Origin of the sequence: Burkholderia diffusa, assembly GCF_001718315.1 — a bacterium.
GTDB classification, from domain to species: Bacteria; Pseudomonadota; Gammaproteobacteria; order Burkholderiales; family Burkholderiaceae; genus Burkholderia; species Burkholderia diffusa_B.
Map to the genome: position 1 here is coordinate 116,226 of NZ_CP013362.1, position 21,055 is coordinate 137,280.

Annotated in this window: 16 protein-coding genes; 15 read left to right on the plus strand and 1 reads right to left on the minus strand. The window is 65.3% G+C overall.

Annotated elements, in window-relative coordinates; translation table 11 throughout:
• Window positions 1-6 precede the first annotated feature (6 nt).
• From WI26_RS00515 to WI26_RS00565, 12 genes are all read left to right on the plus strand, one after another.
• On the plus strand, window positions 7-1,137 hold the full coding sequence (locus tag WI26_RS00515; RefSeq protein WP_069224970.1) for an SLC13 family permease: 1,131 nt from the start codon (window positions 7-9) through the stop codon (window positions 1,135-1,137).
• 119 nt (window positions 1,138-1,256) lie between these two features.
• On the plus strand, window positions 1,257-1,592 hold the full coding sequence (locus WI26_RS32580; RefSeq protein ID WP_167359223.1) for a hypothetical protein: 336 nt from the start codon (window positions 1,257-1,259) through the stop codon (window positions 1,590-1,592).
• Between the two features lie 114 nt (window positions 1,593-1,706).
• The gene (locus WI26_RS00520; protein ID WP_060109661.1) at window positions 1,707-2,231 is read left to right on the plus strand and encodes an ATP synthase subunit I; all 525 of its coding nucleotides are present in this window, start codon (window positions 1,707-1,709) and stop codon (window positions 2,229-2,231) included.
• Window positions 2,232-2,341: 110 nt separating this feature from the next.
• Entirely contained in the window at window positions 2,342-3,193 is an 852-nt protein-coding gene (gene atpB, locus WI26_RS00525; RefSeq protein ID WP_059465986.1) for a F0F1 ATP synthase subunit A, read from the plus strand.
• 75 nt (window positions 3,194-3,268) lie between these two features.
• On the plus strand, window positions 3,269-3,538 hold the full coding sequence (gene atpE / locus WI26_RS00530) for a F0F1 ATP synthase subunit C (protein ID WP_006482730.1): 270 nt from the start codon (window positions 3,269-3,271) through the stop codon (window positions 3,536-3,538).
• Between the two features lie 129 nt (window positions 3,539-3,667).
• The gene (locus tag WI26_RS00535; protein ID WP_006477283.1) at window positions 3,668-4,138 is read left to right on the plus strand and encodes a F0F1 ATP synthase subunit B; all 471 of its coding nucleotides are present in this window, start codon (window positions 3,668-3,670) and stop codon (window positions 4,136-4,138) included.
• 2 nt (window positions 4,139-4,140) lie between these two features.
• Entirely contained in the window at window positions 4,141-4,680 is a 540-nt protein-coding gene (locus WI26_RS00540; protein ID WP_040142773.1) for a F0F1 ATP synthase subunit delta, read from the plus strand.
• Window positions 4,681-4,724: 44 nt separating this feature from the next.
• Window positions 4,725-6,266 carry a F0F1 ATP synthase subunit alpha gene (gene atpA / locus WI26_RS00545; RefSeq protein WP_006756467.1) on the plus strand — a complete coding sequence of 514 codons (1,542 nt, stop codon included), beginning with the start codon at window positions 4,725-4,727 and terminating at the stop codon, window positions 6,264-6,266.
• Window positions 6,267-6,335: 69 nt separating this feature from the next.
• Window positions 6,336-7,211, plus strand: coding sequence for a F0F1 ATP synthase subunit gamma (gene atpG / locus WI26_RS00550; RefSeq protein WP_059452572.1), 876 nt, complete (start codon window positions 6,336-6,338; stop codon window positions 7,209-7,211).
• A 66-nt stretch (window positions 7,212-7,277) separates the two neighbouring features.
• Entirely contained in the window at window positions 7,278-8,672 is a 1,395-nt protein-coding gene (atpD, locus tag WI26_RS00555) for a F0F1 ATP synthase subunit beta (RefSeq protein ID WP_059465987.1), read from the plus strand.
• A gap of 160 nt (window positions 8,673-8,832) precedes the next feature.
• The gene (locus tag WI26_RS00560) at window positions 8,833-9,258 is read left to right on the plus strand and encodes a F0F1 ATP synthase subunit epsilon (protein WP_006477288.1); all 426 of its coding nucleotides are present in this window, start codon (window positions 8,833-8,835) and stop codon (window positions 9,256-9,258) included.
• A 257-nt stretch (window positions 9,259-9,515) separates the two neighbouring features.
• Entirely contained in the window at window positions 9,516-11,243 is a 1,728-nt protein-coding gene (locus tag WI26_RS00565; protein WP_069224971.1) for an AMP-binding protein, read from the plus strand.
• 700 nt (window positions 11,244-11,943) lie between these two features.
• On the opposite strand, the gene WI26_RS00570 is transcribed toward WI26_RS00565, so the two are convergent.
• Window positions 11,944-12,753 carry a transporter substrate-binding domain-containing protein gene (locus tag WI26_RS00570; protein ID WP_069224972.1) on the minus strand — a complete coding sequence of 270 codons (810 nt, stop codon included), beginning with the start codon at window positions 12,751-12,753 and terminating at the stop codon, window positions 11,944-11,946.
• Between the two features lie 149 nt (window positions 12,754-12,902).
• Here WI26_RS00570 and hemE point away from each other — a divergent pair, with 149 nt between their 5' ends.
• From hemE to putA, 3 genes are all read left to right on the plus strand, one after another.
• Complete coding sequence (hemE, locus tag WI26_RS00575) at window positions 12,903-13,997, plus strand: uroporphyrinogen decarboxylase (protein ID WP_311766328.1); 1,095 nt, start codon at window positions 12,903-12,905, stop codon at window positions 13,995-13,997.
• Between the two features lie 448 nt (window positions 13,998-14,445).
• Complete coding sequence (locus WI26_RS00580) at window positions 14,446-16,707, plus strand: primosomal protein N' (protein ID WP_069224973.1); 2,262 nt, start codon at window positions 14,446-14,448, stop codon at window positions 16,705-16,707.
• Between the two features lie 378 nt (window positions 16,708-17,085).
• On the plus strand, window positions 17,086-21,018 hold the full coding sequence (putA, locus tag WI26_RS00585) for a trifunctional transcriptional regulator/proline dehydrogenase/L-glutamate gamma-semialdehyde dehydrogenase (RefSeq protein ID WP_069224974.1): 3,933 nt from the start codon (window positions 17,086-17,088) through the stop codon (window positions 21,016-21,018).
• Window positions 21,019-21,055 lie beyond the last annotated feature (37 nt).

Sequence of the window (21,055 nt, forward strand, 5' to 3'; positions counted from 1 at the left end):
CGATTGATGGAAAACACGGGCGCGCCGGCGCCGCGCCGGTGGCTTGGCTGGCTTTTGCAGGAGCCCGTACTGACGGTGCTGGCGCTTGCGCTGATTGTTCTGCAATGGTTGCGTCCGCAACCAATCGCCGCACTGACCGGTCTCGTCGACTGGCAGACCGTTGCGACGCTCGCCGGTCTGCTGATGCTGACCAAGGCGCTCGAGCTGTCCGGATGCCTGATGTGGCTCGCACATCGCATCGTCCATCACGTGCATTCCGAGCGCGGGCTTGCGATGCTGCTCGTCGTGTTCGCGGCGGCACTCGCGATGTGGCTCACCAACGATGTCGCGCTGTTCGTCGTCGTGCCGCTGATGGTATCGCTGCGCACGTTGACGCCGCTACCGTTCCGGCGGCTCGTGATCGTGGTCGCGCTGGCCGTCAATGCGGGCTCCGTCGCGACCCCGCTCGGCAATCCCCAGAACCTTTTCCTGTGGCAATTGAGCGGTGTGTCGTTCGGCCGCTTCGTCGTCACGCTCGGGCCGCTCGCGCTGGCGCTGATGGCGCTGCTGCTCGTGTTGACGGTGTGCGCGTTTCGCGCGAAGCCGCTCGACCTGTCGGGGGATGTCGAGGCCGTTCCCGTGCAGCGTCTGCATGCGCTGCTCGCGGCGGTGCTGTTCGGTGCGTTCGTGCTGCTTGCCGACGCACACGATCCCGTGCCGGGCCTGATCGGCGTCGTGATCGCGCTGCTGGTGGCGAGGCGTGACGCAGTCCTGAAGATCGACTGGCTGCTGCTGCTGATCTTCGTGCTGATGTTCGTCGTGCTGCGCAGCGCGGCCGCGCTGCCGGTCGTCCACGATGCGATCGCGCGAACCCATCTCGATTCGCCGCTGCGTGTGTTCGCGGCGGGCGCGGTGGTTTCACAGGGAATCAGCAACGTGCCGGCGGCGATTCTGCTGTCGGAATTCACGCGCGACTGGCGGGCGCTCGCGTTCGGTGTGTCGGTCGGCGGTTTCGGTTTCGCAATCGGTTCGCTCGCGAACCTGATCGCGGTGCGTCTCGCGAGGGAGCCGCGCATGTGGCTGCCGTTTCACCTCGTGTCGATTCCGTTCGCGCTGGTGAGCGCAGCGCTGGGGGCGTGGCTGCTCGCTCACGGCTGAGCGATGCGGATCGGTTCGATGCGTACTGCAAGCGTGCCGGGGAGCGCGCACAGCGTTCCCGGTCGTTGTGAACTCAAGCCTGTTGATAAGTGTTGCGCCACCACAGTCGAAGGACTGTGGTGGCGCAACAACTGATTGTGGGCATCGGCGTGCTCGGTTCGAGCGCGTTTCACGCATCGCGCTCGTCGCGATGGTCACAGTATTTCCTCTGTCATGCATTGCCGCGCCGGGGTATTTCCCGTGATCGCATCACTGCAGAATTCCTGCTCCGATCGCATCGCGCCTGTGACATCCGCACCAGACGTCGCTGTCACATCATTTCGTTGGTGTCGCACTTTTTCGGGCAAGAAATACCGTTGCCAAAAACCGACCTTACAACTGTCATCGTACGTCGTTGCGACGCGCGTTTTTCACATGATGAGGCGTCGTTTTACGCAGGTTTTTGTCGCGTCTAAAGCCTTGAATCACCTGCAACTATCGCTTACAATCGCCCGGATTTGTTAGCTAGGCACCCCTGAAAGCTTTCAGAAAGCTTGGGGCCGGGTTCAAGGATTTTGCGGAAGATTGCGATGGCGGGTCAGGCGCCGAACGACAGGCACGATGGTCCCCGAGCGCAACGCACCGCTTCAGCGGCCGGCGAGCGGCGCGAGTCCGACGACGACTGGGATGCCGAGCAGCAAGATAACAACATCGTTCCGCTCACGCGGACAGAAGCCGAGAGGCTGTTCGGTCCGAACGTGAGCAAGCCGTCGCGCGTGACCCCCTACAAGGTGGTGATCGCGCAGGTGGTCTTGTCCCTGGTTGCAACGCTGGCGTGGTGGCTGTTTTCAAAGTCGCCGGGCGCCGCTGCGCAGTCCGCGTTTCTGGGCGGGGCGATCGGCTGGGTGCCAAGCGCGTTGTTCGTGGCACGACTGAAGGCAGGTGGTTCGGCCACCGTGATGAGCTGGGTGATGGGCGAAGCCCTGAAGCTCGGCGTGACGATCGGGATGTTCGCCGCAGTGGCGTACGGCTATGCCGGCGTGCACTGGCCGGCACTCCTCGTCACCTACCTCGTCGTGCTGAAGACGTACTGGATCGCGCTGGCCTGGCGGTAAGCAACAAGCAGCGTGCGGTTTCGACAACGAACCGCACCGGCCCGTTCCCGCAATAGCGTATTGCGGAACGGGGTAAAACGATTTTCGACAATTTGGGTGGCATTAACGATATGGCAGCTAGCGAAGGCACGCGCGGTCCGGATCCGTCCGAGTACATTGCGCACCACTTGCAGAATTTCTCCACCTCGCATCAGACGTCGATTTTCGACATCCACGTCTGGAACCTCGACACGCTGTTCTGGTCGATCGTGTGCGGCATCGTGACGATCATCCTGCTGCGTCTGGCCGCCCGCAAGGCGACCTCGGGCGTGCCGGGCCGTTTCCAGTGCGCGATCGAGATGCTCGTCGAAATGGTCGAAGACCAGTCGAAGGCCATCGTCCACGGCAACCGCGCGTTCATCGCTCCGCTCGCCCTCACGGTCTTCGTGTGGGTCGCGCTGATGAACTCCCTCGACTTCCTCCCCGTCGACCTGCCGGGCCGCATCATCGGCCTGCTCGGTCTGTCGGACGTGATTTCCCACCATCGCATCGTCCCGACGGCCGACCTGAACGGCACGCTCGGCATCGCGCTCGGCGTGTTCGTCCTGATGATCTACTACAGCATCAAGATCAAGGGCGCGGGCGGCTTTGCGCATGAGCTGCTGTCGGCCCCGTTCGGCGCCCACCCGCTGCTGTGGATCCCGAACCTCGCGCTGAACATCGTCGAATATCTCGCAAAGACCGTTTCTCTCGGCATGCGGCTGTTCGGCAACATGTACGCGGGTGAGCTGTTGTTCCTGTTGATCGCCCTGCTCGGCAGCATGTGGAGCTTCGGTGGCGACGCAACGTTCCTCGGCTTCGTTGGTCATGTGATCGCGGGTAGCGTCTGGGCAATCTTCCACATCCTGATTGTTCTGTTGCAGGCATTCATTTTCATGATGCTGACGCTGGTGTATCTCGGCCAGGCGCACGACAAGCACTAAGCGCGGCGTGCAAAAAAGAGTTTCCGTTTTAGTTTTTTAAATCTCAGTTCCAAGTCTTTTCACAAAGGAGTGATCATGCAAGCTTACATCGCCAACATCCAGGGTCTGACCGCCATCGGTATCGGCATCATCATCGGCCTGGGTGCAATCGGCGCCTGTATCGGTATCGCGCTGATGGGTGGCAAGTACATCGAAGCCTGCGCACGTCAGCCGGAACTCATCAACCCGCTGCAAACGAAGATGTTCCTGCTGGCCGGCCTGATCGACGCTGCATTCCTGATCGGCGTTGGTGTCGCAATGCTGTTCGCGTTCGCGAACCCGCTCCTGTCGAAGCTCGCAGGCTAAGGTTCCTCGGAAATATGCGTCCGGCGCAAGCCGGCGCAGGGCGGAACGGAGACTTGGGGCGCTGATCGAATGCAACTCGATGAGCGCCTTACCGTTTCATTTTTCCGGAATAGCAGATAAGGAAACACCGTGAATCTCAACGCAACTCTGTTTGCGCAAATGGTCGTGTTCCTGGTCCTCGCGTGGTTCACGATGAAATTCGTGTGGCCGCCGTTGATCAACGCCCTCGACGAACGTTCGAAGAAGATCGCCGACGGCCTCGCCGCCGCGGAGAAGGGCAAGGCGGAACTCGACGCAGCGCACAAGCGCGTGGACCAGGAACTCGCGCAGGCCCGCAACGACGGCCAGCAGCGCATCGCCGACGCTGAAAAGCGTGCACAGGCGGTCGCCGAGGAAATCAAGGCCAACGCCCAGGCTGAAGCCGCCCGCATCGTCGCCCAGGCGAAAGCGGAAGCAGAACAGCAAATCGTGAAGGCGCGCGAAGCGCTGCGTGGCGAAGTCGCCGCGCTGGCCGTGAAGGGCGCCGAGCAGATCCTGAAGCGCGAAGTCGATCAAACGGCCCACGCCCAACTGCTGAATCAACTGAAAGCCGAGCTCTGATCATGGCCGAACTTGCAACCATCGCCCGCCCTTACGCAGAAGCGCTGTTCCGCGTGGCCGAGGGAGGTGACATCGCCGCCTGGTCCACGCTCGTGCAAGAGCTGGCCCAGGTTGCGCGTCTGCCGGAAGTGCTGTCGGTCGCGTCGAGCCCGAAGGTGACGCGCACGCAAGTGGCCGAGCTGCTGCTTGCTGCGGTGAAGTCGCCGCTCGCGGCCGGCGCCGAAGCGAAGAACTTCGTGCAGATGCTGGTCGACAATCATCGCATCGCGCTGCTGCCGGAAATCGCCGAGCAGTTCGAGGCGCTCAAGAACGAACGTGAAGGTGCAGCCGACGCCGAGATCGTGAGCGCGTTCCCGCTGAACGGCGCGGATCTCGAAAGCCTCGTCTCTGGCCTCGAACGCAAGTTCAAGCGCAAGCTGAAGCCGACGGTCGAAGTCGATTCGTCGCTGATCGGCGGCGTGCGCGTGACGGTCGGCGACGAAGTGCTCGACACCTCGGTTCGCGCGCGCCTCGCATCGATGCAGGCTGCCTTGACCGCCTGAGCGCCACGCCGGCACGCAACAGAATTGACTATCAGGAGCGAATAATGCAACTCAATCCCTCTGAGATCAGCGAGCTGATCAAGAGCCGGATCCAGGGCCTTGAAGCGAGCGCAGACGTTCGCAACCAGGGCACCGTGATCTCCGTGACCGACGGTATCGTGCGCATCCACGGCCTGTCGGACGTGATGCAGGGCGAAATGCTCGAGTTTCCGGGCAACACGTTCGGCCTCGCGCTGAACCTCGAGCGCGACTCGGTCGGCGCGGTGATTCTCGGCGAATACGAACACATCTCGGAAGGCGACATCGTCAAGACGACGGGCCGCATTCTGGAAGTCCCGGTTGGTCCGGAACTCGTCGGCCGCGTGGTCGACGCGCTCGGCAACCCGATCGACGGCAAGGGCCCGGTCAACGCGAAGCTGACCGACGCGATCGAAAAGATCGCCCCGGGCGTGATCTGGCGTAAGTCGGTGTCGCAGCCGGTGCAGACGGGTATCAAGTCGATCGATGCGATGGTGCCGATCGGCCGTGGCCAGCGTGAGCTGATCATCGGCGACCGTCAGTGCGGCAAGACCGCGGTGGCGCTCGACGCGATCATCAACCAGAAGGGCAAGGACCTGATCTGTATCTACGTCGCGATCGGCCAGAAGGCTTCGTCGATCATGAACGTGGTTCGCAAGCTCGAAGAAACGGGCGCGATGGAATACACGATCGTCGTCGCCGCTTCGGCTTCGGATTCGGCAGCGATGCAGTACCTCGCACCGTACGCCGGCTGCACGATGGGCGAATACTTCCGCGACCGCGGCCAGGACGCGCTGATCATCTATGACGACTTGACCAAGCAAGCCTGGGCATACCGTCAGATCTCGCTGCTGCTGCGCCGTCCGCCGGGCCGTGAAGCATACCCGGGCGACGTGTTCTATCTGCACTCGCGTCTGCTCGAGCGCGCTGCTCGCGTGTCGGAAGAGTACGTCGAGAAGTTCACGAACGGCGAAGTGAAGGGCAAGAGCGGCTCGCTGACGGCACTGCCGGTCATCGAAACGCAGGCTGGCGACGTGACCGCGTTCGTTCCGACGAACGTGATCTCGATTACCGACGGCCAGATCTTCCTGGAAACCGACCTGTTCAACGCAGGCATCCGCCCGGCAATCAACGCCGGCGTGTCGGTGTCGCGAGTCGGTGGCGCTGCTCAGACGAAGGTCGTGAAGAAGCTGTCGGGCGGTATCCGTACCGACCTCGCACAGTACCGTGAACTGGCAGCATTCGCGCAGTTCGCATCGGACCTCGACGAGGCGACCCGCAAGCAGCTCGAGCGCGGCCGCCGCGTGACGGAACTGCTGAAGCAGCCGCAGTACCAGCCGCTGCAGGTGTGGGAACTGGCCGTGTCGCTGTACGCCGCGAACAACGGCTACCTCGACGATCTCGACGTGAAGCAAGTGCTGTCGTTCGAGAAGGGCCTGCGCGACAACCTGAAGACCAGCCACGCTGACCTCATCAAGCGCATCGAAGACACCAAGGATCTCTCGAAGGACGACGAAGGCGCGCTGCGCGCGGCGATCGAATCCTTCAAGAAGTCGGGTGCCTATTGATCCGCGAGTGACACACTGAGGCCGCGCGGGTGCTGATGCGCCCGCGCCGCTTCGGTCAAGGAGCAAGCTATGGCTGGAATGAAGGAAATTCGCGGCAAGATCAAGAGCGTGCAGAACACGCGCAAGATCACGAAGGCGATGGAGATGGTGGCCGCATCGAAGATGCGCCGCGCGCAGGAACGCATGCGCGCCGCTCGTCCGTACGCGGACAAGGTCCGTGCCATCGCCGCGCACATGAGCCGCGCGAACCCGGAGTACCGCCACCCGTTCATGGTGGCAAACGACGGCGCGAAGACGGCCGGCATCATCCTCGTCACGACGGACAAGGGTCTTTGCGGCGGTCTGAACACCAACGTGCTGCGTGCGACGGTGCAGAAGTTCAAGGAGCTGGAAGAGAAGGGCCAGAAGGTCGAAGCCACCGCGATCGGCGGCAAGGGCCTCGGGTTCCTGAACCGCTTCGGCGCGAAGGTGATGTCGCAGGTCGTGCACCTCGGCGACACCCCGCATCTGGACAAGCTGATCGGCGCCGTGAAGACGCAGCTCGATCTGTACTCGGAAGGCAAGCTGTCGGCGGTCTATATCGCTTACACGCGCTTCGTCAACACGATGAAGCAGGAAGCCGTGATCGAGCAGCTGCTGCCGCTGTCGTCGGACCACTTCGATGCCGATGACGGTACGCCGGCCACGTCGTGGGACTACATCTACGAGCCGGACGCGCAGGCAGTCGTCGACGAACTGCTCGTGCGTTACGTCGAGGCGCTGGTGTACCAGGCCGTCGCGGAGAACATGGCGTCCGAGCAATCGGCGCGGATGGTCGCGATGAAGGCCGCGTCCGACAACGCGAAGACGGTGATCAGCGAACTGCAGCTCGTATACAACAAGAGCCGCCAGGCCGCGATTACGAAAGAACTGTCGGAGATCGTCGGCGGCGCAGCCGCTGTTTAAGCGCGCGCCCGGGACGACAACTGCGCCTTTGCGCGAGTAAAGAATCAGGTATTTAAAGGAAAAGCGATGAGTACTGCTGCTTTGGTAGAAGGCAAGATCGTACAGTGCATCGGCGCCGTTATCGACGTGGAATTCCCGCGCGAAAGCATGCCGAAGATCTACGACGCGCTCATTCTCGATGGCTCGGAACTGACGCTCGAAGTCCAGCAGCAGCTGGGCGACGGCGTGGTCCGTACCATTTGTCTGGGTGCATCCGACGGCCTGCGCCGCGGCCTGACCGTGAAGAACACGGCGAAGCCGATTTCGGTGCCGGTCGGCAAGCCGACCCTCGGTCGTATCATGGACGTGCTCGGCCGTCCGATCGACGAGGCCGGCCCGATCGAGAGCGAACATACGCGTTCGATCCACCAGAAGGCTCCGGCGTTCGACGAACTGTCGCCGTCGACCGAACTGCTCGAAACGGGTATCAAGGTCATCGACCTGATCTGCCCGTTCGCGAAGGGCGGCAAGGTTGGCCTGTTCGGCGGTGCTGGCGTGGGCAAGACCGTCAACATGATGGAGCTCATCAACAACATCGCGAAGGAACACGGCGGTTACTCCGTGTTCGCGGGCGTGGGCGAGCGTACCCGTGAAGGGAACGACTTCTACCACGAAATGAAGGACTCGAACGTTCTCGACAAGGTCGCGCTGGTGTACGGCCAGATGAACGAGCCGCCGGGCAACCGTCTGCGCGTCGCGCTGACCGGCCTGACGATGGCCGAGCACTTCCGTGACGAAGGCCTCGACGTGCTGTTCTTCGTCGACAACATCTACCGTTTCACGCTGGCCGGTACCGAAGTGTCGGCACTGCTCGGCCGTATGCCGTCGGCAGTGGGCTATCAGCCGACGCTGGCTGAAGAAATGGGCAAGCTGCAGGAACGCATCACGTCGACCAAGAAGGGCTCGATCACGTCGGTCCAGGCCGTCTACGTCCCTGCCGACGACTTGACCGACCCGTCGCCGGCAACCACCTTCGGCCACCTGGACGCAACCGTCGTTCTGTCGCGTGACATCGCTTCGCTGGGTATCTACCCGGCAGTCGACCCGCTCGACTCGACGTCGCGCCAGATCGACCCGAACGTGATCGGTGAAGAGCACTACACGATCACCCGTCGCGTTCAGCAGACGCTGCAGCGCTACAAGGAACTGCGCGACATCATCGCGATTCTGGGCATGGACGAACTGTCGCCGGAAGACAAGCTGTCGGTCGCACGTGCGCGTAAGATCCAGCGTTTCCTGTCGCAGCCGTTCCACGTCGCTGAAGTGTTCACGGGCTCGCCGGGCAAGTACGTGCCGCTGAAGGAAACGATCCGTGGCTTCAAGATGATCGTCGACGGCGAGTGCGACCACCTGCCGGAACAGGCGTTCTACATGGTCGGCACGATCGACGAAGCCTTCGAAAAGGCCAAGAAGATCCAGTAAGGGCTTGAGTGAGTAGCACGCTGGCGCGTGCCGGCCGGATGCATGAGTCAGTCGTGATTCATGCGCCGGCCCATCGCGCCGACCGCAATACGCTCAACCCGCCGTGCATGGGACGAGCGCAGGCGCCGACAGGCGTGTGCGTTCGTCGACAGGAGTCGATATGGCAACCATCAAAGTAGACGTCGTCAGCGCGGAAGAGCAGATCTTCTCGGGCGAGGCGAAATTCGTCGCGCTGCCGGGCGAAACGGGTGAGCTGGGTATTCTGCCGGGTCACACGCCGCTGATCACGCGGATTCGTCCGGGTGCGGTGCGCATCGAAGTCGAGGGCGGCAACGACGAATTCGTGTTCGTCGCGGGCGGCATTCTCGAAGTGCAGCCGGGCGCCGTGACGGTGCTCGCCGATACCGCGATCCGCGGCAAGGACCTCGACGCGGCGAAGGCCGAGGAAGCGCGCAAGCGTGCCGAGGAAACGCTGCAGAACGCGAAGTCGGACCTCGACCTCGCAAAGGCGCAATCGGAGCTCGCGACCGCGATGGCGCAGCTCGAGGCGATCCAGCGTCTGGCGAAGATTCGCAGCCGGCACTGAGCCGCGCGCGCGTATCCCGCGAAAGAAAGCAGCCTTCGGGCTGCTTTTTTTTCGTCCATCGTTTTCGTCTGTTTTTTGCGGCCCGGATCCGTATCGTCCGGTCGTGCTATTTCATCCGGCCGCCGCGATTTGATGTCAGAGTGTCGTCAGCAGAGCGCGGCATCATCGGCGGAAAGGCAGACCGCCGCGATCGTGGCGGAGCAGGCGCGCGTCAGCCGCGCGCCGGGCCGATCAGACAAAAACGGACGGAGACATCGATGGCAGCAGACCTTGGCAAGGGGGCGCCGATCGCGCCCGAAAACGGACTGTCGTACGTGCGCGGCGCGACCGACGTGCCGCTATCCGAAGCGACGATCGGCCGGTTCCTGCTCGACACGGCGGGCCGCTTTCCCGATCGTCCGGCCGTCGTGTTCCGCGAGCAGGGCATTCGCTGGAACTGGCGCACGTTCGCGCACGAGATCGATGTGCTCGCGGCGGGCCTCGCCGCGCTCGGGATCGCGAAGGGCGACTGCGTCGGCATCTGGTCGCCGAACCGCAGCGAATGGCTGCTCACGCAGTTCGCGACCGCGCGCATCGGCGCCATCCTCGTCAACATCAACCCGGCCTACCGCCTCGCGGAACTCGAATACGCGCTGAACAAGGTCGGCTGCAAGGCCGTGATCGCGGCCGAGCGCTTCAAGACGTCCGCGTACGTCGAGATGCTGCAGACCATCGCACCGGAGCTCGCGAGCGCGACGCCGGGCGACCTGCATGCGGCGCGCGTGCCGAGCCTGCGCACGGTCGTGTCGATGGGCGAGGTCGCGCCGGCCGGCATGTTTCGCTTCGCGGACGTGATGGCGCGCGGCCGCGACACGCTCGATGTCGCGCGGCTCGACGCGATCGGCGCGACGCTGGCGGCCACCGATCCGATCAACATCCAGTTCACCAGCGGCACGACCGGCAGCCCGAAGGGTGCGACGCTCACGCACCGCAACGTCGTCAACAACGCCCGCTCGATCGCGATGGCGATGCGGTTCAGCGAGCAGGATTCGCTTTGCATCCCGGTGCCGCTGTATCACTGCTTCGGGATGGTGCTGGCCGTGCTCGCGTGCGTGTCGAAGGGCGCGGCGATGGTGTTCCCCGGCGAGGCGTTCGATCCGGTCGCGACGCTCGCGGCCGTCGCCGAAGAACGCTGCACCGCGCTGCACGGCGTGCCGACGATGTTCATCGCGGAACTCGATCATCCGGACTTCGCGAAATTCGACCTGTCGACGCTGCGCACCGGGATCATGGCCGGCTCGCCGTGCCCGATCGAGACGATGAAGCGCGTCGTGTCGCAGATGCATTTGTCGGAGATCACGATCGCGTACGGAATGACGGAGACGAGCCCCGTGTCGTTCCAGAGCTCGACCGACGACCCGCTCGAGAAGCGCACGACGACGGTCGGCCGGATCCAGCCGCATCTGGAGGTGAAGATCGTCGACCCGAACGGCGAGATCGTGCCGGTCGGCGCGACGGGCGAGCTGTGCACGAAGGGGTATTCGGTGATGCTCGGCTACTGGGACGATGACGCGAAGACACGCGAGGTGCTGGTCGACGGGTGGATGCATACGGGCGACCTCGCGACGCTCGACGCCGACGGCTACTGCAACATCGTCGGCCGCCTGAAGGACATGGTGATCCGCGGGGGCGAGAACGTGTATCCGCGCGAGATCGAGGAATTCCTGTTCAGGCATCCGAAGATTCAGAGTGCGCAGGTGTTCGGCGTGCCCGATGCGAAATACGGCGAGGAGCTGTGCGCGTGGATCGTGCTGCGCGCGGGCGAGCAGATGACGGAGGACGACGTGCGCGCGTTCTGCAACGGCCAGATCGCGCACTACAAGATTCCGCGCTACATCCGCTTCGTCGACGAGCTGCCGATGACCGTGACGGGCAAGGTGCAGAAGTTCGTGATGCGTCAGCAGATGATCGAAGAACTGAAGCTCGCCGTGCAGAAGACCGCGTGAGCAGGTTCGCAGGTTCGACGACGGGACTCACGCTGCGGCCTGCGGGCCGCTGCGTTTTCGATGGACGAAAAAAAGCGGGCTTATTAGCCCGCTAAAAACCACACGCTACGGGGTTAGCGCGAGGAGACCAAAGATGAAACCGAGTCCGGCGGGAGCCGGAAACGACTCCAACAAGGATGCCCCTCGGAAGGGCTTCGGTACGTGACCGACTGGCTCGCAGCGCTTCGCGTCCGCTCACACTTGGCACACGAGACCGCATCCGTGTTGAAACCGTTGAGGCCATTGTGGGCGAATTAATCAGCCGTCGCGGTAACAAAGTGTTTCAGGTTGTAACGCCCGCCAGATAAGGCTTTCCGGGATTTTTTGCTGTTTTCGGGATCCTGAAAAAGGTCATATTTACCCATCTATTCCGCAGAGTTTTCATCGGGTGCGCGTAATGCGTTTTTCATGCGTATCGGCGCTGATGAATTGCCGATTTACACGCCGGAATGTGCATCGTTTGGCAGATGCCGCATATGACGATTCATTCGTCGGAAAGATTTTGAAACGTGATTGCCGCGCGCGATAGTCGGCCATTCGGCCGGTTTCGCGATTTCACGCCGGCCGGGCGCAACGGCGGTGTGTAGCGGCGATGCGCCCGGCTCGCGTCGGCAACGGGGGCCGTGTCGTTATCGGCCATCTGTTCCGCGCGCGGTGACGCTCACTTCAACCACTTGTCGGAGATCGCCTGGTATTCGCCGGACGATAGCGCCAGGTGCAGCCATTGATCGACGTACTGCTGGAACACGACGTCCCCGCGCGGCACCATGTACGCCTTTTCGCCGAACTGGAACGGCTTGTCCGGATGCACGGAGCACAGGCCCGGATTCAGCTTTTGCTGCAGCAGCGTCTCGGACGCATCCGTCACCATCACGTCCGCCTTGCCCGCGAGGATCTGCTTGAAGATCGTCACGTTGTCCGGATAGACGCTCAGGTTCGCATGGGTGAAGAACTGCTTCGCGAAGCGCTCGTTGGTGCCGCCGGGGTTCACGATCACGCGGGTTTCGGGCCGGTCGATCTGCGCGACGGTCTGGTATTTGTCGGCGTCCGCACAGCGCACGATCGGCGTCTTGCCATCGACCACGTACGGCTGCGTGAAGAACACGCGCTTCTGGCGCTCGAGCGTCGTCGACACGCCGCCCACCGCGATGTCGCACTTCGCGACGAAGTCGTTGGTGAGGTTCGACCAGCTCGTCTTCACGAAATCGGCCTTCACGCCGAGCGATTTCGCGAGCGATTCGGCCATGTCGATGTCGATGCCCTCGAAGCGGCCATCCGTCCGGTAGTACGAATACGGCTTGTAGTCGCCCGTCGTGCACACGCGCAGCGTGCCGCGCGCGATCACGTCGTCGAGCCGCGAGCCGGCGGCCGCTGCGCTCGGCGTTGCCGTCGTGGTCGTACCCTGCGCGTACGCGGCGGCGCAGCAGAACACGGCAGCGGTGAGCGTGGCCAGCGTGGCGAATGTCTTCATCGGTCTCCTCCATCGTTCGGTTCGATATCAGCGTCCGATCATAACGGAGCCATCGCGCGCGTCATATGGCCGCCATCGCATCGGCATACGCAGCCGTGCGGCCGCGCTCCGGTAAAATGCCGCTTTGCCTTCGCATCGTCGCTCCTACCGTGGCCCATACCCTGCTCAACGACACCTTCCTGCGTGCGCTTCTGCGCGAGCCGACCGACTACACGCCGATCTGGCTGATGCGCCAGGCCGGCCGCTATCTGCCCGAATACAACGCGACGCGCGCGCGCGCCGGCAGCTTCCTTGGCCTCGCGAAAAATCCCGACTACGCGACGGAAGTGACGCTGCAGCCGCTCGAGCGCTTCCCGCTCGACGCCGCGATCCTGTTCTCGGACATCCTGACGATTCCCGACGCGATGGGTCTCGGTCTCGACTTCCAGGTCGGAGAAGGGCCGAAGTTCGCGCATCCGGTGCGCACCGAGGCCGACGTCGCGAAGCTCGCGGTGCCGGACATCGAGGAGACGCTCGGCTACGTGACGGGCGCCGTGCGCGAGATCCGCCGCGCACTGACCGATGGCCAGGGCCGGCAGCGCGTGCCGTTGATCGGCTTCTCCGGCAGCCCGTGGACGCTCGCGTGCTACATGGTCGAGGGCGGCGGGTCGGACGATTTCCGCACGGTGAAGTCGATGGCGTATTCGCGCCCCGACCTGATGCACCGGATCCTCGACGTGAACGCGCAGGCCGTGGCCGCGTACCTGAACGCGCAGATCGAAGCCGGCGCGCAGGCCGTGATGATCTTCGATACATGGGGCGGCGCGCTGGCCGACGGCGCATACCAGCGTTTCTCGCTGGACTACATCCGTCGCGTGGTCGCGCAGCTGAAGCGCGAGCACGACGGCGAGCGCGTGCCGGTGATCACGTTCACGAAGGGCGGCGGGCTGTGGCTCGAAGAAATCGCGGCAACGGGCGTCGACGCGGTCGGGCTCGACTGGACGGTCAACCTCGGCGCCGCGCGCGAACGCGTGGCCGGGCGCGTCGCGCTGCAAGGCAACCTCGACCCGACGATCCTGTTTGCGCCGCCGGCCGCGGTGCGCGAGCAGGCGCGCGCGGTGCTCGACAGCTACGGCAATCATCCGGGCCACGTATTCAATCTCGGTCACGGCATTTCGCAGTTCACGTCGCCGGACCACGTCGCCGAACTCGTCGACGAAGTGCACACCCACAGCCGCAAGATCCGTAGCGGAGCGGCGGGCTGAGCGCAAGTGCCGTCATGTTGCACTGCGGGGCGGCAGCGTTTCGCTGCCGACACTAAACAGGGCGCAACCCCGCACCGGATGCCGATTCAAGGCTTGTCAAGACTTGACTTATACACATTTTCCACGTTGCAGCGCGGTAGAGCCCTGTATCGGTCGAATTGTCTCGCTATGGTTCCGTAATTTGAATAGCAGCCTTATGGAATAAGGCTCCGCGGGGCACGGCCGACGGTGTCCGAAAACGGCGGAAAGCACGGCCCCGCGCGCTTCGCGGCTGTTGAACGGCGAGTTCTCAACAAAGTTATCCACAGGCTGGTCAGGGTATACGGCGATTCCTAATGCGAATCCAAAACTTAGCGCCGAATCTGAAGTTTTACTTTAAGTTCGCCACCGTGGCGCGGACCGGGGTGCCAGTCGCCGGTGCGCCCCGCGCTGTCGCCGGAGCGGAGTGATGGACGGCACGTACCTGCGGGTCGCCCTCGACCACCCGCTCGCCACCCTGTTCGACTATCGCTGCGACATCCAGCCGGCGCCCGAGCCCGGCACCTTGGTGCAGGTGCCGTTCGGCAAGCGGCAGGTTGTCGGCCTCGTCTGCGAAGTGACGACTCACACCGACGTGCCGCCGTCCCGGTTGCGGGCGGTCGATGCGATCTGCACCGAGCTGCCGCCGCTTGCGCCGGATTGGCTCGCGCTCGTGTCGTTCGCGGCCGACTACTACCAGCGCGGCCGTGGCGAAGTTGCGCTGCCGGCGCTACCGCAGGCGCTGCGTGATGCGCAGCGCTGGGGTCGGCTGCTGGCACCCGAGGTGCGGCACCGGCTGACCGAATCCGGCCGCGCGGCGCTGCCCGACGCACTGCCGGCGCGCGGGGCCGCAATGCGGCGGCTCGCGCAGGCGCTCGCCGACACCGATTCGCTGACGTTGCCCGATGCGCGTGCGTTGCATCCGAAGGCAGCCGCCACGCTCGACGACTGGGCGGCGCGCGGCTGGGTCGCCATCGAGGAAATCGGCTGGGCCGAGGCACCTGTGTCCAAAGCTGTGGATAACCTGTCGACAACCAGTGGACGAACTGTGCCGCCGGCGCTCACCGACCAGCAGGCGGAGGCGCTCGACGCGATCCGTGCCGCGCAGGGTTTCGCGCCGTTTCTGCTGCATGGCGTGACCGGCAGCGGCAAGACCGAGGTTTATCTGCATGCGCTCGCCGCGTTGCTCGATGCGCGGCCCGATGCGCAGGCGCTCGTGCTCGTGCCCGAAATCAACCTGACACCGCAGTTCGAGGCCGCGTTCCGCGCGCGCTTCGCGGGCACGCTCGCCGACGACGCGATCGTCACGCTGCACAGCGGGCTCGCCGAGGGCGAGCGTGCGCGCAACTGGCTCGCCGCGCACACGGGCCGCGCGCGGATCGTGCTCGGCACGCGGCTCGCGGTGCTCGCGTCGCTGCCGATGCTCGCGCTGATCGTCGTCGACGAGGAGCACGAGCCTGCGTACAAGCAGCAGGAAGGGCTGCGCTATTCGGCGCGCGATCTTGCCGTGTGGCGCGCGAAGCATCTCGGCATTCCGGTCGTGCTCGGTTCGGCGACGCCGTCGCTCGAGAGCTGGTGGCAGGCCGAGCAGGGCCGTTACACGCGGCTCACACTATCGCGCCGCGCGGTGGCCGACGCGACGCTGCCGACCGTTCGGCTGATCGATCTCGAAGAGGAGCGGCGGCGCGGGCGCGCGTCGATGGGCGGGCTGTCGGGCCCGCTCGTCGCGGCGTTGCAGGCGCGGCTCGAGCGCGGCGAACAGAGCCTCGTGTTCCTGAACCGGCGCGGTTACGCGCCACAGCTCGCGTGCGATGCGTGCGGCTGGGTCGCCGGTTGCCCGCGCTGCAGCGCCTACGTCGTGCTGCACAAGCCCGAGCATGCGCTGCGCTGCCATCACTGCGGCTGGGAAGCACGCATCCCGCGGTCGTGCCCGGAATGCGGGAACGTCGACATCGCGCCGCTCGGGCGCGGCACCCAACGCATCGAAGAGGCGCTCGCTGAGGCCGTGCCTGGCGCACGCATCCTGCGGATCGATGCGGACAGTACGCGGCGCAAGGGCAGTGCGCAGGCGCTGTTCTCCGACGTGCATGCCGGCGAAGTCGACATCCTGGTCGGCACGCAGATGATCGCGAAGGGGCACGACTTCCAGCGCGTGTCGCTCGTCGGCGTGCTCAATGCCGACACCGCGCTGTTCTCGCATGACTTCCGCGCGAGCGAGCGGCTGTTCGCGCAACTGATGCAGGTGAGCGGCCGTGCAGGGCGCGCCGGACTGCCGGGCGAGGTGCTCGTGCAGACGCGTTACCCGCGTCACGCGCTGTATCACGCGCTCGGCCGGCAGGATTACGTCGGCTTCGCGAATTCGACGCTCGGCGAGCGCCGGGACGCGCACCTGCCGCCGTTCGTCTACCAGGCGCTGCTGCGTGCCGAAGGACGCACGCTCGATGCGGCGCTCGCATTCCTGCAGCAGGCCGCGGCCGCATTGCCGGGGCTGCCGGGCGCCGATCGCGTGACCGTCTACGACGCGGTGCCGATGACGATCGTCAAGGTCGCGAACGTTCACCGCGCGCAGTTGCTGCTCGAAAGCGCGTCGCGGGCCGCACTGCAGCATGCGCTGCGCGCATGGCAGCCGGCGCTGCGTGCGCTGAAGGGCGTGCTGCGGTGGAGCGTCGAGGTCGATCCGCTGGATATCTGAGCGGTGCGCGCGGCGGCCGCGCCGCACGCCGATAAACGAGCGCTGGCCGGATCCGCGGACCCGCCTGCGCAATCCCTCCCGGTCAGCGCGGCAACCCCCGCATGACCTTCCTCCATGCACAGTGCAACCCGCTTTTCCCCTCGGTGGTGCACGCAGACGGTTGCCCACGCGCGCCAACTGGTCCCGATCAGGGAAAACACCGATCCGCCGACCACGGGCAACCCCTAGGTTGCAACCTCATAAGTGGCTGATTATATTGAATAACTTGAGGGTGCAACCAATCCATCAATTCGGTTGCACCTTTTTATTGCGTGCCGTAGGATTTCGCGCATCCTCTCACACCACATTGCCGGGCTCGCACCGGCGCACGAACCCACCATGGCAAGCACGACTCTCGGCGTCAAAGTCGACGACCTTCTCCGCTCGCGCCTGAAAGACGCGGCAGCGCGTCTCGAGCGCACTCCCCACTGGCTGATCAAGCAGGCGATCTTCGCGTATCTCGAGCGGATCGAGCACGGCCAGCTGCCGCCTGAACTGTCGGGCAGCAGCGGCGTGACGGAGCTTGCCGACGGCCAGGCGGCGGACGGCGACGATGACAACTCGCCGCATCCGTTCCTCGAGTTCGCGCAGAATGTACAGCCTCAATCGGTGCTGCGCGCGGCGATCACGGCCGCGTATCGCCGCCCCGAGCCGGAATGCGTGCCGTTCCTGCTGGGCCAGGCGCGCCTGCCGGCGAACCTGCAGGCCGACGTGCAGGGGCTCGCGACGCAGCTCGTCGAGGCGCTGCGCGAGAAGAGCTCGGGCGGCGGCGTCGAGGGGCTGATTCACGAGTTCTCGCTGTCGAGCCAGGAAGGCGTCGCGCTGATGTGTCTGGCCGAAGCGCTGCTGCGCATTCCCGATCGCGCGACGCGCGATGCGCTGATCCGCGACAAGATCAGCAAGGGCGACTGGCGTTCGCACGTCGGCCACGCGCCGTCGCTGTTCGTGAACGCGGCGACCTGGGGCCTGATGATCACCGGCAAGCTCGTGACGACCAACAGCGAAGCGGGCCTGTCGTCGGCGCTCACGCGCCTGATCGGCCGCGGCGGCGAGCCGCTGATCCGCAAGGGCGTCGACATGGCGATGCGCCTGATGGGCGAGCAGTTCGTCACCGGCGAGACGATTTCAGAAGCGCTCGCGAACAGCCGCAAGTACGAAGCGCGCGGCTTCCGCTACTCATACGACATGCTCGGCGAAGCGGCGACGACCGAAGAGGACGCGCAGCGCTACTACGCGTCATACGAGCAGGCGATTCACGCGATCGGCAAGGCCGCCGGCGGCCGCGGTATCTACGAAGGCCCGGGCATCTCGATCAAGCTGTCGGCGCTCCATGCGCGCTACTCGCGCTCGCAGCAGGATCGCACGATGAGCGAGCTGCTGCCGCGCGTGCGTGCGCTGGCACTGCTCGCGCGCCGTTACGACATCGGCCTGAACATCGACGCTGAAGAAGCCGACCGTCTCGAACTGTCGCTCGACCTGCTCGAGGCGCTGTGCTTCGATCCGGAACTCGCGGGCTGGAACGGCATCGGCTTCGTCGTGCAGGGCTACCAGAAGCGCTGCCCGTTCGTGATCGACTACCTGATCGACCTCGCGCGCCGCAGCCGTCACCGCCTGATGATCCGCCTCGTCAAGGGCGCGTACTGGGATACCGAAATCAAGCGCGCGCAAGTCGACGGCCTCGAAGGCTATCCGGTCTACACGCGCAAGATCTACACGGACGTGTCGTACCTCGCGTGCGCGAAGAAGCTGCTCGCGGCGCCCGACGCCGTCTATCCGCAGTTCGCGACGCACAACGCGTACACGCTGGCCGCGATCTATCACCTGGCCGGCCAGAACTACTACCCGGGCCAGTACGAATTCCAGTGCCTGCACGGGATGGGCGAGCCGCTGTACGAAGAAGTCACGGGCCGCGACAAGCTGAACCGTCCGTGCCGCGTGTACGCGCCGGTCGGCACGCATGAAACGCTGCTTGCATACCTGGTGCGCCGCCTGCTGGAGAACGGCGCGAACACGTCGTTCGTGAACCGCATTGCCGACAAGACGGTGTCGGTGAAGGAACTGGTCGCCGATCCGGTCGACGAGGCGTCCAAAGTCGTGCCGCTCGGCGCGCCGCACGCGAAGATTCCGCTGCCGCGCAATCTGTACGGCGACGAGCGTCCCAACTCGATGGGTCTCGACCTGTCGAACGAACACCGCCTCGCGTCGCTGTCGTCCGCGCTGCTCGCGAGCGCGCACCATCCGTGGCGCGCGGCGCCGATGCTCGCCGACGACGCGCTCGCCGATGCCCCGGCGCGCGACGTGCGCAACCCGGCCGACCTGCGCGACCTGGTCGGCACGGTCAGCGAAGCGACGGCCGAACACGTAAGCGCGGCGCTCGCGCACGCGGTGGCTGCCGCGCCGATCTGGCAGGCGACGCCGGTCGATGCGCGCGCCGACTGCCTGGTGCGCGCGGCCGACCTGCTCGAAGCGCAGATGCACACGTTGATGGGCCTGATCGTGCGCGAAGCCGGCAAGTCGCTGCCGAACGCGATCGCCGAAATCCGCGAAGCCGTCGACTTCCTGCGCTACTACGCGGCGCAGATCCGCGACGAATTCTCGAACGACACGCACCGTCCGCTCGGCCCTGTGGTCTGCATCAGCCCGTGGAACTTCCCGCTCGCCATCTTCATGGGCCAGGTGGCCGCCGCGCTCGCTGCCGGCAACACGGTGCTCGCGAAGCCGGCCGAACAGACGCCGTTGATCGCAGCGCAGGCCGTGCGCCTGCTGCGCGAGGCCGGCGTGCCCGCCGGCGCGGTGCAGCTGCTGCCGGGTACCGGCGAGACGGTCGGCGCGGCGCTGGTCGCCGATCCGCGCACGCGCGCGGTGATGTTCACCGGCTCGACCGAAGTCGCGCGCCTGATCAACAAGACGCTGTCCGCGCGCCTCGATCCGGACGGCAAGCCGATTCCGTTGATCGCGGAAACGGGCGGCCAGAACGCGATGATCGTCGACTCGTCGGCGCTCGCGGAGCAGGTCGTCGCGGACGTGATGCAGTCGTCGTTCGACTCGGCCGGTCAACGGTGTTCGGCGTTGCGCGTTCTGTGTCTGCAGGACGATGTCGCGGACCGCACGCTGACGATGCTCAAGGGCGCGATGCACGAGCTGGCGCTCGGCAATCCGGACCGGCTGTCGACCGACGTCGGCCCGGTGATCGACGCCGAAGCGAAGCAGACGATCGACGCGCACGTCGCGGCGATGAAGGAGAAGGGCCATGCCGTCACGCAACTGCCGTCGCCGGAAGCCTGCGCGCACGGCACGTTCGTGCCGCCGACGCTGATCGAGATCGGCAGCATCGACGAGTTGAAGCGCGAAGTGTTCGGCCCGGTGCTGCACGTCGTGCGCTATCGCCGCAACCAACTCGACAAGCTGCTCGAGCAGATCCGCGCGACGGGTTACGGCCTGACGCTCGGCATCCACACGCGGATCGACGAGACGATCGCGCACGTGATCTCGAACGCGCACGTCGGCAACATCTACGTGAACCGCAACGTGATTGGCGCGGTGGTCGGCGTGCAGCCGTTCGGCGGCGAAGGGCTGTCGGGCACGGGCCCGAAGGCCGGCGGCGCGCTGTACCTGCAGCGCCTGCTCGCGACGCGTCCGTCCGGCCTGCCGCGTTCGCTCGCGCAGACGCTGATCGCGGACGGCGCGGTCGACGGCGAACAGCGCGGCAACCCGGCGGCGGCGCTCACCGCGCTGCGCGACTGGCTGATCGAGCAGCGCGAGCCGGCGCTGGCCGCACGCTGCGACGGCTATCTCGCGCAGGTGCCGGCCGGTGCGACCGCCGTGCTGACCGGCCCGACGGGCGAGCGAAACACGTATACACTCGGCCCGCGCGGCACGGTGCTGTGTGTCGCGGCCACGCCGGGCGGCGCACGCGCGCAGTTCGCGGCGGTGCTGGCGACGGGCAACCGCGCGTTGTTCGCCGGTGCGGCGGGCGAGGCGCTGGTGGCCGCGCTGCCGGCTGCGCTGAAGCCGCATGCGGCCGTGCGCAAGCAGGCCGACGCGCCGTTCGACGCGGTGCTGTTCGAAGGCGACAGCGACGAATTGCAGACGCTCGTGAAGGACGTCGCGCAGCGGCCGGGCCCGATCGTGTCGGTGCAGGGCGTGTCGGCGGGCGCGTTCGAGAACGGCGACGCGGAAGACTATGCGCTCGAGCGCCTGCTGACCGAGCGCTCGGTGAGCGTGAACACGGCCGCGGCGGGCGGCAATGCGAATTTGATGACGATCGGCTGACCATCCTTGCCGTTCGGATCAAACAAAGGAAGCGGCA